Source organism: Bacillus sp. A015 (assembly GCF_053851875.1).
This window is the reverse complement of record NZ_JBSPZB010000007.1, coordinates 73787-86766: the sequence shown is the minus strand read 5'-3', so window position 1 is coordinate 86766 and position 12980 is coordinate 73787. Positions and strand designations below refer to the sequence as shown.

At 39.6% G+C, this 12980-nt stretch carries 14 protein-coding genes and 1 riboswitch; of the genes, 3 read left to right on the top strand and 11 right to left on the bottom strand.

Annotated elements, in window-relative coordinates; all coding sequences use genetic code 11:
- Positions 1-76 precede the first annotated feature (76 nt).
- On the bottom strand, positions 77-568 hold the full coding sequence (locus ACSLGF_RS08445; RefSeq protein ID WP_456004300.1) for a methylated-DNA--[protein]-cysteine S-methyltransferase: 492 nt from the start codon (positions 566-568) through the stop codon (positions 77-79).
- A gap of 1 nt (position 569) precedes the next feature.
- Positions 570-2780, bottom strand: a complete 2211-nt coding sequence (locus tag ACSLGF_RS08440) for a PAS domain S-box protein (RefSeq protein WP_456004297.1) — start codon at positions 2778-2780, stop codon at positions 570-572.
- A gap of 293 nt (positions 2781-3073) precedes the next feature.
- Here ACSLGF_RS08440 and ACSLGF_RS08435 point away from each other — a divergent pair, with 293 nt between their 5' ends.
- Positions 3074-4093, top strand: coding sequence for an acyltransferase family protein (locus ACSLGF_RS08435; protein WP_456004294.1), 1020 nt, complete (start codon positions 3074-3076; stop codon positions 4091-4093).
- A gap of 87 nt (positions 4094-4180) precedes the next feature.
- Here ACSLGF_RS08435 and ACSLGF_RS08430 read toward each other — a convergent pair whose 3' ends face one another.
- The 5 genes from ACSLGF_RS08430 to htpX all read right to left on the bottom strand — a co-directional run bounded on the left by ACSLGF_RS08430 (position 4181) and on the right by htpX (position 7730).
- Positions 4181-4363 carry a hypothetical protein gene (locus ACSLGF_RS08430; protein WP_456004292.1) on the bottom strand — a complete coding sequence of 61 codons (183 nt, stop codon included), beginning with the start codon at positions 4361-4363 and terminating at the stop codon, positions 4181-4183.
- Positions 4356-4520, bottom strand: a complete 165-nt coding sequence (locus ACSLGF_RS08425) for a hypothetical protein (protein ID WP_456004290.1) — start codon at positions 4518-4520, stop codon at positions 4356-4358. The genes ACSLGF_RS08430 and ACSLGF_RS08425 overlap by 8 nt, the downstream gene beginning before the upstream one ends.
- Positions 4495-5046, bottom strand: a complete 552-nt coding sequence (locus ACSLGF_RS08420) for a DUF421 domain-containing protein (RefSeq protein ID WP_456004288.1) — start codon at positions 5044-5046, stop codon at positions 4495-4497. Before ACSLGF_RS08420 ends, ACSLGF_RS08425 begins: the two co-directional genes overlap by 26 nt.
- Before the next feature lie 98 nt (positions 5047-5144).
- Entirely contained in the window at positions 5145-6491 is a 1347-nt protein-coding gene (locus ACSLGF_RS08415) for a TrkH family potassium uptake protein (RefSeq protein WP_456004286.1), read from the bottom strand.
- A 339-nt stretch (positions 6492-6830) separates the two neighbouring features.
- Positions 6831-7730, bottom strand: a complete 900-nt coding sequence (gene htpX / locus ACSLGF_RS08410; RefSeq protein ID WP_099727453.1) for a protease HtpX — start codon at positions 7728-7730, stop codon at positions 6831-6833.
- Positions 7731-8008: 278 nt separating this feature from the next.
- On the opposite strand from htpX, the gene ACSLGF_RS08405 reads away from it, so the two are divergent.
- Together ACSLGF_RS08405 and ACSLGF_RS08400 are read left to right on the top strand one after the other, a co-directional pair.
- Positions 8009-8740, top strand: a complete 732-nt coding sequence (locus ACSLGF_RS08405; RefSeq protein ID WP_456004284.1) for a DUF1836 domain-containing protein — start codon at positions 8009-8011, stop codon at positions 8738-8740.
- A 107-nt stretch (positions 8741-8847) separates the two neighbouring features.
- Positions 8848-9042, top strand: coding sequence for an alpha/beta-type small acid-soluble spore protein (locus tag ACSLGF_RS08400; RefSeq protein WP_099727455.1), 195 nt, complete (start codon positions 8848-8850; stop codon positions 9040-9042).
- A gap of 38 nt (positions 9043-9080) precedes the next feature.
- Here the strand turns inward: ACSLGF_RS08400 and ACSLGF_RS08395 are convergent, their stop codons facing one another.
- From ACSLGF_RS08395 to ACSLGF_RS08380, 4 genes are all read right to left on the bottom strand, one after another.
- Positions 9081-10274, bottom strand: a complete 1194-nt coding sequence (locus ACSLGF_RS08395) for an anti-sigma-I factor RsgI family protein (RefSeq protein WP_456004281.1) — start codon at positions 10272-10274, stop codon at positions 9081-9083.
- Positions 10271-11026 (bottom strand): RNA polymerase sigma factor SigI, encoded by a 756-nt coding sequence (gene sigI, locus ACSLGF_RS08390; RefSeq protein ID WP_456004279.1) that lies wholly within the window; start codon positions 11024-11026, stop codon positions 10271-10273. The genes ACSLGF_RS08395 and sigI overlap by 4 nt, the downstream gene beginning before the upstream one ends.
- 215 nt (positions 11027-11241) lie before the next feature.
- Positions 11242-12033 carry a TerC family protein gene (locus ACSLGF_RS08385; RefSeq protein ID WP_456004277.1) on the bottom strand — a complete coding sequence of 264 codons (792 nt, stop codon included), beginning with the start codon at positions 12031-12033 and terminating at the stop codon, positions 11242-11244.
- A gap of 32 nt (positions 12034-12065) precedes the next feature.
- Positions 12066-12237, bottom strand: a riboswitch (yybP-ykoY riboswitch).
- Between the two features lie 77 nt (positions 12238-12314).
- Entirely contained in the window at positions 12315-12926 is a 612-nt protein-coding gene (locus ACSLGF_RS08380; protein ID WP_456004275.1) for a DedA family protein, read from the bottom strand.
- Positions 12927-12980: the final 54 nt, after the last annotated feature.

Sequence of the window (12980 nt, the reverse complement as noted above, 5' to 3'; positions counted from 1 at the left end):
TTTTTCCCTCAACCAACTTTTTTAGCTTAATAAAAGGATATGTCGTTTGCTAAACATTTGGAACAGGTCAATCGATTTATTTTTGAACAAATGGGATGCCTTCTAATTCAAGCAGAACCGCTTTCATATCTGTCTTCGTTCCTGCATAGCCCGTGAGAGACCGGTCTTTTCCAATGACCCGGTGACACGGGATAAAAATAGGCAAGGCATTGCGCCGGTTGGCTTGTCCAATGGCTCTGACGGCCTGTGGATTGCCAATCGCTTCTGCAATGTCTGCATAGCTTTTTGATTCACCGTATGGAATAGCCGAAAGTGCCTCCCACACTTGCTCTTGAAATGGAGAGCCAGCTTGCTTGAGTGGAAGATCGAATACTTTACGATCTCCCTTGAAATACTCATCAAGCTGTTTTTTCGCTTCTCGTAAAACAAACGTATCTTCTTTTTTTAGATCGGCTGCCTGCTTTTTTGTCAAGAACGGTTCATCATCAAACACCACTTCGATAATGACACCGTCTTTTTCTAGTATGTATAATGCCCCGATTGGTGCGCTATAGACTGTATAATACATATTAAAGCTCTCCTTCTTGTTTCTGTTGCCTGAGTGGCAGTGTAAGGTGGAAAACCGTCCCTACTCCTTCCTCACTCTCTACTTCAATGGTTCCTTGATGCTCTTCAATAATTTTATAACTAACCATTAAACCAAGTCCAGTTCCTCGTTCTTTCGTTGTATAAAATGGTTCACCAAGACGCTTTAGCTTATCCTCTGTCATTCCGCAGCCTTCATCACGCAATGAAATGACAATATGCTCCTCGCCCTTCCGCTGAATGCTCACGAATACATTTCCTTTCCGCGGCATCACTTCAATTGCATTTTTTAAAATGTTAATGAAGACTTGCTTTAATTGATTTTGTTCACAGTAGATCAGCGGAATCTCATCCATGACATTGAGGTGCATTTGGACATTGCCAAGATTCGCCTGTGCGTGCAGAAGATCCATCGTGTCTTTTACAATTTGCACCACATTTTTTTCTTCATACACAATGGCTTGCGGTTTCGCTAAAATCAAAAATTCTGTAATGATGGATTCAATTCTTTTTAGCTCTGATGTGATGACATTGAAATAGAGTGAATACTCCCCTTCAATATTTCCTTTCAACAGCTGAATGAAGCCTTTTAATGCCGTCATCGGATTTCTAATTTCATGTGCAATTCCAGCGGCAAGCTCTCCGACCACATGAAGTGTATCTGATTTTCTCACCCGCTCTTCTAATTCCTTCCGCTCTGTCACATCTCTAAAGATCGCTAGATTCATGTTATGAATAATATTGCGTTTAAAAGAGAATTCCAGTATGCGCTGATCTGGGTGGCTCAGCACAAACGGAACCTCATTGTCCATCTCATCTAATGACATTGCCTGAGCGGGCTGTGCTAAATTTTCAATTTGATATGGGGCAAGTATATGAAAGAGATTCATTTCAGTTAAATGATCGTCCTTCAGTTCTAGCAGTTCGCTTGCAGAAGGATTGACATCAATAATCCGGTATTGATTATCGAAAAGAACAATGCCATCCATTGACCCATTAAATACTTTACGGAATTTGAGCTCACTTTCACGAAGCTCCTGCTCCATTCGCTTTCTATCACTGACATTACGTAAAATGGTTAAGTGCTGTCCTTCTAATACCGCATGCTTTGAGGTGAACTCAAGCTCTTTAAATTGACCATTTGCCATTCTGAACAGGAGTTCTTCCCTTATTTCATGATTCCTGATATAACGTCTTCTTGTCGGTCTATATCTCTTATCAGATTTGACGAGAAAGTCTGTGAGTTTCTTGCCAATCAGCTGATGCATTGGTAATTCAAAAATACGGCAGGCCGATTCATTGGCTCTCACAATCTCTCCATCGTCCGCCCATATGATGATAGCATCCATCGCATTTTCGAATATTTCTCTAAAGCGTTCTTCACTTTTTAACAGCTTCTCTTCCATTAACCTTTTTTCTGTAATATCCCGCATGATGGACATATAAAAACCGCTCATGACATTTGATGTAATGGTCAGTTCGAATAATTTGTGCTGACCAGATTGAAGGGTAACGGGAAGCTCTCCCTTTGCCTTCCCTGTTTCTTTTAATGACGTTAAAAGGTGCTGCAAGGCTGGAAGATTTTCTTCTTCGACAAATTCATTTAAATAGCGATCTGTTAAATCTGTCTTTTGAAGCTCAAAGCTCTGACAAAAAGAGTGATTGGCGTCGATCATGCAGCCATCCTGATCAAAAATGACCATACCATCAATCGCTCGGTCAAACAAATCTTTGAACAGCTGCTCATTCATGGAGCGTTCTCGTTCTAAGATTTTCTTTGAAGAAATATCTCGCATCACCACAATATATTGTTGATTCAAGGCGTCATGTTCTGCGACAAATTCAATGTATTTTGTCTCGCCATTTTCAAGCTGGATGGAGATTTCTCTTTTTAATGTACCTTTTCGAAAAAAAATCTCGAGTGAGCATTCAATTTTATCTTTCGGGATGCCGTAAAGGAAATCTAGAACGGATTTATTGAGGAGGTCTTCTTTCGGTGTCTGTACAAGCCTGCATGTCGCTTCGTTGGCTTGGATAATGTTGAGGTGCTGATCAAATATAAAAATGGAATCTAACGTCTTATTTAACAGCATTTTTTGCTGCATCAACTCAGTTCGCAAATATTCGTTCTCTTTTTCTAATTTTCTGATATCTCCCGCGGGGATTAATCGCTTGCCATCGAGCGTTTCAGTCATTCTCTTACACTCCTTTTCCAGCCTCATTCCTCTACAATATTTCTACAATATTTTCATTGTTCCTTCATTCGACTCATAAAAAAAGATAACTTTTTACACGAAGACTGTTTAATTTATTTCATGCGGATGACACGATTGTATAATGAATCTCTTTTCTTACGCTTCTTTTACAACCATTCTACAATTTCAAATCAAATAGCGAAATGAGCCAAAATGTATTTTAAAATGGGGCAAATGAGGGAACAGTGGACATAGAACGTTTATGTTTGAAATGAAGCAGGAAAGGTGATGTTATGGCATCTTCACGAGATAATTATTTTGATAATGCGAAATTTCTTCTGATTTTTCTAGTCGTTTTTGGTCATTTGTTACGATCATTCATCCATGATAATGATTGGCTGCTCTACTTATACAAGTTGATTTATACATTTCATATGCCGGCCTTTATCTTGGTTTCTGGCTTCTTTGCAAAAGGGTTTAGAAAGCCTGGTTTTATGAAAAAAGTCGCCGTTAAGCTGATCATTCCATATTTAATTTTCCAGGTGATCTATTCTGTGTACTATTATCTCTTGCAGGATCAAAGCATGTCCAATTTAAATCCAATTGATCCGCAATGGTCTTTATGGTTTTTAATTAGTTTATTCTTTTGGAATTTGCTGCTCATTCCTTTTTCCAAACTGCCGTTCCACTGGGCGATGATCGTCAGTTTATCGATTGCATTACTTGTCGGTTACGTGGACAGCATTAGCAATACGCTCAGCTTATCGCGTACGTTTGTCTTTTTGCCCATGTTTTTGGCTGGCTTTTATTTAAAGAAGCAGCACTTTGAATTCATCCGAACAAGCAAAGGAAAAATAACAGCACTTCTTGTATTGATCGGTGTGTTCATGTTTTGCTATTTCTATGAATTCGATTATTCCTTCTTATTTGGGTCACAATCATACTCTTCTCTTGGAGATGAAGGACTGATTGCGGCTATGAAACGAATGGCGTGGTATTTGCTTGCCTTTGGCGCTACATTTAGCTTCTTTGCATTAGTCCCAACACGCCGTTTCTTCTTTACAAAATGGGGCACGAGAACGTTATATGTCTATTTATTGCATGGCTTTGTCATCAAGCTGCTCAGAACAACGTGGTTTGATGATTGGGCACTAAATACATCAAGTGTACTGATTTTATTGCTGCTAACCATCCTCTTAACCTTTACCCTATCTAGTACATTTGTCAAAACCGTTGCACAGCCAGTGATTGAGCTCAAAATGACCAATCTCATGCGAACGATCACTGGCAGACAAAGCAGCTATATCAAATAAAAAACGATCCCTCGAGGATCGTTTTAGATTGTTGACAAAGAATGCGAGGGTTTGTCTGCACGCTGACGCCCTCGAGGATCGTTTTTTCTATTTCTTGTTCTTTTGCCCAGTATGACATTCAGCATCCTTTTTTGGCTTCATGAGGGTATCAATCCATTTGCTGCTGTTCACATCTCCAAGCTCACTGCCAAATTCCTCTTCTAAGATGTCTGGGTTCATCGGTTTTTTATGGTCTTTGATATCCTTGCTCTTCACCTGTTTTTTAGTCACGAGATGCTCCCCCTTGTTTACCTTGGTGAGAATTTCGGTTTGCCTGACGATCTTTTGATTGTTCGTCAAATTGTGTTTGACCTTGGTCATGTACCATGCTTTCTGTTGGCGTCATATTGTTTGTGAGTGCTTCATTTTTCCCTGCTTTTCTTTTCATTTGAAATCAGTCCTTTTTTTGACATGTTTAGTTCTTCTCTTAATTGTTCAAACAGCTCTTTCATTTGCTTAACCGTTACTGGTTTTTCCTCAGGTTTTAATTCATAGCCAATTTGCCCATTAGCTTCTAACGTGGCTTTTTTGAGACTGCTGATGTCCGTGATGCCTTGCTGCTTTAAGCGCATTTTGAATTCATCCCTTGTGAGCCTCGTTTTCTTCAGCTTGTGATCAAGCATTTCTCCATCCTGCAAAATGACCACAGATTTCCCTGAAACCAATTTTTCAAAGAAATCAGATTGGATAGACAATTTTTCCATGATGACGAGTGCAATGATAAATGTAGCGGCGGCATAAATCGTTTCAAGTAAATTATGCTCAATAAAGGGTTGGATAATAATCGATCCGATTGAAATCATGATGACCGTTTGTTGTACAGTTAATTGACTAATGGATTTAGGCCCTGCTATTCTCAGCAACAAGGTACCAACTAGCAGCATGACAATTGCTTTCCATATTATATCCAGCACGTCTCGTTCACCTCTTACCTATAGATTGCGAACATCTCGCGTGATTTAGACAGTTATATATTGGAAATAAAAAAAACAGCATTCACAGGGAATGCTGTTTAGCCGATGATGACGCGCTCTTTCGGGTAATGATAATTCGCTTCACTTTCTCTTCGGCCAATTAAATATAAGAAGCTTGGAATCCCAATCCGGCCAATAAACATGACAACCATGATAATACACTTACCGAATACAGTGAGCTCAGAGGTAATTCCTAGTGACAAACCGGTTGTTCCGAAGGCAGAACAAACTTCAAATAAATTTTCAAGAAGAGTATTATGCTCTGATAAGGTTAACAGGAATGTGGCACCAAATACCAAGATAAAGGCCATCATCGTCACCATGAGGGATTTATTAACATCCGCTTGGTGAAGCTCTCTTTTGAAAATTTTGATGGACTTATTTCCTCTCGCAAAATGAAACAGGGCGAGTAAATTCAGAGCAAATGTGGTTGTCCGAATTCCGCCTCCCACCGAGCTTGGAGATGCCCCGATAAACATGAGCAAACATAAAAATAACAGCGTCGGCTCTGTTAATTGAGTAATGTCTAATGTCGAAAGCCCACCACTTCTTGTAGCCGTTGATTGGAACAAAGAATAAAACAAAATTTCGTGCCAGCTCTTCCCTAGAAAGGTAAAACCTGCTTCAAGTGCATATATCCCGATTGCGCCAACAACGACTAGGCTGCCAAATGTGATCGTTGTGATTTTTGTGAACAACGAAAACGATGCCTGTTTTCGGTCTTGATTGAATAAATAATCTTTTACTTCAACGAGTACCGGGAAACCGATCGCACCAAAAATGATGAGCAGTATCGTAATAAATTGAACGAAATAATCATCTTTGTAAGGGATCAACGAATTCCCTGTAATGTCAAAGCCTCCATTGGTTGTTGCACTAATACTCGAAAAGAAACCATGTAAGAAAGCCCCTTGCACATCGTAATATTTCAGAAAATACATACTTAAAATCAGACCGCCTACAAACTCAATGAGCAAAATTAAATATAAGACCTGCTTCATTAGTTTCACAATTCCTGATAAATTGCTTTGGTTTTGGTCTGCCATAATGAGCTTTCTTTCTTTAATCCCAATCCTTTTTCGCATGACGATCCATACGAAGGTGCCGAGGGTCATAATTCCGATTCCACCGATTTGCAGAACAAACGCAAGAATCCACATACCTGTGACGCTAAATGTTTGTGAAATATCGACAACGGTCAGACCTGTGACACTTACAGCACTTACAGCTGTAAATAGGGCATCAATAAATGTCCACTTTACTCCCTCTTGATGAGCAACTGGCAAACTTAAAAGAACAAATGAGACTGTGACAGCGAGAAAATAATAAAGGGCAATCAGCTGGAAAGCCGATAGCCGGTCAATTAACTTTTTTATTGGGTTCATTGTTATTCCTTCTTTTAACTTTCATTTTTCAATACATATCATTTTAATGAAAAGAGCCATCATTTTAAAGGTATTTTATGTTTTATTTTCATTTTCATCAAAAAAAAAGACATTCTATCACAGAATGTCTCAGATTGTTGACAAAGGGCTAAAATGATCTTTATTTTAGTCCTTTGTCTTCTTTTCAGCGTGATAGAAAACCTTTGCAGTCTAGGAAGGACGAGTACCGGAGCGGAGCGAATTTGACATTCGTGAGCACCGGAACGCAGGACTGACAACGAATGCGAGGGTTTGTCTACACGCTGAGACATTCTATCACAGAATGTCTTAAGATCTTTCTTATTTTGCTTCTAGCCTTCTAATTCTTTCGTTTAAATCAGGGTGTGTCGAGAAAAGAGAAGCTTTTCGTTTACCACTGATTTTTAATGTAGCGACTGCTGTTTGATCATCATCTTTGATTCTTGACGTATACGCCTCAAGAGAACGAAGTGCATGAATCATTTTGTCTTTTCCTGCAAGGTCAGCACCGCCGCGGTCTGCATGGAATTCACGATGTCTAGAATATGCAAACACGACAAGGCTTCCTAGGATAGAGAAAATAATTTGGAAGACAATGACAGCGATAAAGTGGACAATCGGCACAAGCTCTTCCCGTGGAACGAAACGACTTGCGATCCATGCCGCAATTCTTGAAAGGAAAACAACGAACGTGTTGACGATCCCTTGTAGCAACGTCATTGTCACCATGTCACCGTTCGCAACGTGAGCGACTTCGTGAGCGATAACACCTTCAACCGCTGCATCATCCATTTCATGCAGCAATCCAGTCGATACAGCAACAAGTGATCTTCTCTTAGAAGGACCTGTCGCAAAAGCATTTACTTCAGATGATTGATAAATACCAACCTCAGGCATTTTAGAAAGACCTGCTGCTCTAGATAATCTGTGAACACGGTCAACAAGCTGCTGCTCATCATATGTTAACGTATCCTTTTCAGGGTTTAACACGCGCACACCCATCATCATTTTTGCCATCCAGCGAGACATTGCTAATGACATAAACGAGCCAACAAAACCAACAACTGCACTGAATACAAGAAGATACATGATATTAAGTCTTCCGTCTGCTCCTATATAAGAACCAACACCAGTTGCTGCACTAATAACCGATAGTACAATACCAATCGTAGTGATAACAAGAATGTTCGTTAATATAAACAGAAATATTCTTTTACCCATACATAACCTCCGCTGTCATATTAAGTTCAAATGAACTTATTAATAAAATTATAAAAATAAACGTCTCAAATTGCAAGGAAAAAGGAATCGTTTTCTATGTTTATCATAACGGCTTAAGCCCCGCCATTTCAATGATCACGCTACTTGCAACCGATGAATAGTGAACAAATTGTGACGCTCCGTTCCAGTTTTAGTTTATTTTGCATTTTCATCAAAAAGAGATTATGATGTTGAATTAGATCAATAATCACGTTTTTGACGTAAAAATGAGGTGGAACATGATGACTTTTAAATTAACGAGAATTGACATGACGAGACTTCTGTATTCTCTAAAAGGAGAGGGAGATCTGACTCCGCTTCAGCTTTTGAATTCATCTGTAAAAAGCGATAAGGAACATGAATATGTTGACATAAAAATCCCTTCGTTTTTTGAGAAGCTTGAACGGCGGAAGCAAAAATCGGAGCACGGACTTTCAACGAATGAAATTGTTGAGCTTGGTAACTTGTGTGAGCTGACTTCACTTAAATCGACTGCGATTCAAAACTGGATCAAACGTGATATTAAGGATATGATCGGCCATCCAGAGCTTGGCAAAAAGTACTCCATTGATCAAGTCGTTATTTTATTAATTGTCAGGGATTTAAAATCAGTATTTGATTTTGATTCCATTCGCATGATCTTATCTGCCTTATTAAACACAATCACAGATCGAACGGATGATATTATTAGCCCCATCCGCTTTTATGAAGCATATGCGCATGTCCTTGATTTTATTTATCATCATACACATTTTCCATTAAAGGAAACGAATTTACGAGAAATGACAGAGGAGCAGACAGACAAGCTCCGTGAAGGATTTACAGAATTGTCGAAGCCGCAATGGCACTTGATTAAAGGCATTATCAGTTCTACAGTCTTCTCTGTTTTCACTTCTCACTTGCAAAGCACCGCACAAGAAATGATGTTTAATACGCTGCAGCTGAAAAAGCTTAAATCAGAGCCGAGGTGACCTTCATCACCTTGGCTTTTTTGTGCAGCAATTGCCAGCATAATTGCAGGCTGTTTTTTTCAAAATAAGAAGGCGCAACAAACATGAGGTGAAAGGAGGAATATAATATGGCAAATCGAAATCAACTTCTTGTGCCTGGAGTAGAACAAGCTTTAGATCAATTTAAATACGAGATCGCTCAAGAATTTGGCGTGACTCTCGGTTCAGATACAGTCGCACGTTCAAACGGCTCTGTTGGCGGCGAAATCACAAAAAGACTCGTTCAACAGGCTCAATCACAAATGGGCAATCAATCTAAATAATGACATGGTGAAATACGCCGGAGCTATTCTGGCGTTTTTTATTGTTCATATGTGTGCTCATGCCTTTTCTCGCGATAAGAGGGCGGCACATCTTTTCCTTTTTGCTTTGCATGTTCTCTTTTTCGTTCACCGGGCGGTCGCTTCTGATCCCTGTCGTTTTTTTTTGCGTGCTTTTCAGCATGACCACGTGATGTGTCGTTCGAGTTCTTTTTTTCATCAGGGTCAGTTGAGTGATTTTTTTTTTGCTCTTTATCGAAAGAGCGATCCTTTTCCTCTTTTATCTGTTTGTCTTTGTTTTCATCATCAGGTTTTGTTTGGTGAGGCGTTTGAACAGACCCTTGCTCTTCCCTCTCTACTTCCTGCTGCTCTTTGTCTTCGCCTTCAGGAGCCTCTTGATCAGGCTGCACCTCTTCACTATCGTCTGTCTTTACTTCTTCTTGTTCGTCTTTGTCTGCTTGATCTTCATCATCTTTCTTTGGCTCTTCTTCTTTGACAGCATCACCCTCTGCGTCTTCATCCTTTTTGATGTCTTCCTGTTCTTTGTCTTGCATTTCTTGATTTCTAATATATGTTCCTGTTGAGATGCCTGCCTTTTGTGCTTTCTCTCTTGTTTCCAGGTCACCCTCCACAGTTTCAAGCTTGTAATCGCGCTTTTGATATTCACCAGAGATGGTGTTAATTTTGCTTTTTACGTTTGTTTTATATGTATGATCCTGCTTGTTTTCATAAACAGTTGAAATATAAATGCTTTTAGAGTGGTTCACGTATCCCTTTTTATCACAATCGTCTATGATTTCCTGCACAACTTTGGTCATGTCGGTTTTTTCCAAATCTTTCATACTGTCTTTCATACTGGCGAGTACTTGTTTCGCATCTTTATTCAGCGGTGTGACACCGATCACTTGATAATTGTGATCCAGCTTTAGCTCAAAGCTTGGGTTAATGTCAATCGTCATATATGCATATGCTTTTTGACTTGAGAAAGATGGCATCATAGTGAAAATCACGACAATAATAGCTGCGATTGATAGAATTCCTGCATTTAACGGACGTAAACGGAGCAGATCAAAAAAACCGGCTCTTTTTCTTTCGAGACGTGATTCATTCGGAAATGTCACTTCTTGCCCGATTTCATAGTCTTGCTGTTCGTACTTTGTCCGCAGAAATTGTCCATCAGGGGTCAGCAGCGTGACATATTTTTTGTTTTTCTCTACTATAATGCCTCTTCTCATGAATTAAGCACCCCTTTAAGATAATTCTTCAAATACACATAATCACCCGTCATAATGATCGCCATCGCAATGATATATTTTCTATTTCTCTCAATCGTTTTGCGGCTGACTTCTACTAGCTTTTCCAGCTGTTTGACTGGCAATTGTTTTTTCTGAAATAAAATGGTTCTTAGCTCATCGTGTTCAACGAGTGTATGGGCCACTTTAATTGCATTTTGCCTGGCATCTGCATGCTTTGGTGAATGCTCAAGCAACTCTTGAAACGTGAGGCCGTATACTTTCAATCGTTCTTTAAAATGTTCAATCTCTTCTCTTCTGTGTTCTTGTTCAATTAAACGCCTATATTCATTTGCAGAAAGCTCTGCTTCAATCTTGCTTTGAGAGTATTCGCCATTCTCACTTTCTTGAAGGTCCATTTGAACCGTTGGCGCCTTTCTTGTTTCTTTTCGAATATAGTCGATCACTTTTCTTTTAATAATTAATTCCGCAAAAGCAAGGAGTGAGTTTCCTTTTTCAGCAGAGTATTTTTCTATCGCTTCATTAAAGGCAATTAAGCCTATGCTGAATTCATCATCTTTTTCATCTATATATCGTTTACAAACGGATGAAACCGTCTTAGCGACAAATGGTTTGTATTGCTCTATTAATGCATTTTGCAGATCGCTATCACCTTGTTGGATACTGATAGCCGACTGCTCTAATGTTTGCTTTTTCTTTCCTTTTTTAAACAAAAGGCTAAGCAATGGTTTCACCTCAGTTCTCCCTATATTACTCATTTATGATAGCTAATTTATGAGGGAAGCGCAAAGGAAGAAATGAGGAATTCATTTCCTGTTACTCAATTATGACACGTATTTCATTATCTACTTTACAACGTTTCGTCTAAAAGCAAAGAAATAAGGGGGTATCTCCCCCTTTTTTGTAATATACGTGTTATGAAAATGAAATGATATTTCTTTCAAAAAACCTACTCCTCTAGGCGCACTTCTTGTTTTTCCTTGCTATCTTGCCCGCCCTTTCTGGATGGACTTGATAAAAACCAGCCAAATGCTGCAATCGCGAGAAGCACCGTCCAGAAAATGATTTTCCATAATGTTGAATGAATGAAATGAGAGGACACGACTCCAATGGCAGGATGTGAAAGTGTATAAAGCGTGAGCTTCACGCCAACCCACCCGACAATGACAAATGCTGCTGTTTCTAGGCTTGGTCTTGTTTTCAACAGTTTCACAAAGACAGTTGCTGCAAATCGCATGATGACAAGACCGATGATACCGCCTAAAAGAATAACGATAAATTGACCGCCATCAAGTCCACCGATTTGCGGAAGATTTGTTTTTGGAAGTGTCACCGCTAAAGCGACGGCTGCTAAAATAGAGTCTACTGCAAAAGCAATATCGGCAAGCTCTACTTTCACAACTGTTGCCCAGAAGCCGCTTTGCTTCATGTTTGTTTCTGATTCCTTTTTCTTAAATACATGAGATTTCAAAATGTGGTGAATGGAAATATAAAGAAGATAAATTGCGCCAATTGCTTGAACTTGCCACACGTCCACTAAAAACGAAATAAGAAATAAAGAACCAAATCGCATGACAAACGCACCCGCAAGTCCGTAAAACAATGCCTTTTTTCTTTGCTTTTCAGGAAGGTGTTTGACCATCACGGCCATGACTAGCGCATTATCAGCTGCTAAAATCCCTTCTAATCCAATCAATACGAGAAGAACCCACCCGTATTCTAAAATAATTGCTGCATCCATCATCATTCCTCCTTGTTTTTTATCTATTGTCCCACAACAGACAAAGGCTTATGAATGCAAAAAAGACCTTTGCCTGAAATGGCAAAGGTCTTGCTAGACATGTGATATGTAGAATCATGCCAACAAAGCCGATGGAACGTAAGTCCATGTAATGACGACTTTGTTTCCGGTAAAAACCGGACGCTACTCCCCTTTGGTGGGATTAAGAATATTTAGATTACTTATATATTAATCAATAGATACTGGATTGTCAACAGGTTACGTTCATCCCAATACCGTGATTAAGCAGTTGGCGTTTCTGTTTTTCTCTTTCTTCGCTTAAGCCATACGTAAAGAACGAACAATAACACAACACCGATCCCAATCGGTAAAAGATATGGATCTAAAATGGCGCCAACCTCTTTCCAGTTCTCCCCAAGCATAAATCCTAGATACACATACACAAATGTAATCGGCGTAATGGCCAAAAACGTATACAGGCAAAATACCCACACATTCATCTTGGCAATACCGCATGGAATGGAAATAAGGGTTCTCACTCCTGGAATAAACCGGCCGCTAAACGCGACAAAACCGCCATGCTTTTCAAAGAAAGCATCCGATTTATCAAGCGACTCAGGTTTTACAAAAAAGTATTTCCCATATTTATTTAAAAAGGGTCTGCCGCCGTAACGTCCTAACCAGTACAAGGTCAAAGGGCCAGCCACGCCGCCAATCGATCCTGCAGCCACAACACCGATGAAGGCCATGTCCCCTTCTGAGACCCAGTAACCCGCGAGAGGCAAAACCACTTCAGCAGGAACAAATTCAATGCATAATGCGAGGAAGATGCCAAAGTACGACAAATTCTTAAAGGCATCAGCTAAAGAAATAATAAAATCTTCGATGTTCATCAATCCCTTTCACACATAATCAGTTTGACAGGCCCTATCGCTTTTAGAACCGTG

What these genes read in the sequence shown, in the direction of transcription:
- ACSLGF_RS08435 (WP_456004294.1), top strand. Translation starts at nt 3,074, where the DNA reads ATGGCATCTTCACGAGATAATTATTTTGATAATGCGAAATTTCTTCTG.
- ACSLGF_RS08380 (WP_456004275.1), bottom strand. Translation starts at nt 12,926, where the DNA reads ATGAACATCGAAGATTTTATTATTTCTTTAGCTGATGCCTTTAAGAAT.
- ACSLGF_RS08425 (WP_456004290.1), bottom strand. Translation starts at nt 4,520, where the DNA reads ATGAAAAGAAAAGCAGGGAAAAATGAAGCACTCACAAACAATATGACG.
- ACSLGF_RS08395 (WP_456004281.1), bottom strand. Translation starts at nt 10,274, where the DNA reads ATGAGAAGAGGCATTATAGTAGAGAAAAACAAAAAATATGTCACGCTG.
- ACSLGF_RS08405 (WP_456004284.1), top strand. Translation starts at nt 8,009, where the DNA reads ATGATGACTTTTAAATTAACGAGAATTGACATGACGAGACTTCTGTAT.
- ACSLGF_RS08385 (WP_456004277.1), bottom strand. Translation starts at nt 12,033, where the DNA reads ATGGATGCAGCAATTATTTTAGAATACGGGTGGGTTCTTCTCGTATTG.
- ACSLGF_RS08440 (WP_456004297.1), bottom strand. Translation starts at nt 2,780, where the DNA reads ATGACTGAAACGCTCGATGGCAAGCGATTAATCCCCGCGGGAGATATC.
- ACSLGF_RS08445 (WP_456004300.1), bottom strand. Translation starts at nt 568, where the DNA reads ATGTATTATACAGTCTATAGCGCACCAATCGGGGCATTATACATACTA.
- ACSLGF_RS08400 (WP_099727455.1), top strand. Translation starts at nt 8,848, where the DNA reads ATGGCAAATCGAAATCAACTTCTTGTGCCTGGAGTAGAACAAGCTTTA.
- ACSLGF_RS08415 (WP_456004286.1), bottom strand. Translation starts at nt 6,491, where the DNA reads ATGAACCCAATAAAAAAGTTAATTGACCGGCTATCGGCTTTCCAGCTG.
- htpX (WP_099727453.1), bottom strand. Translation starts at nt 7,730, where the DNA reads ATGGGTAAAAGAATATTTCTGTTTATATTAACGAACATTCTTGTTATC.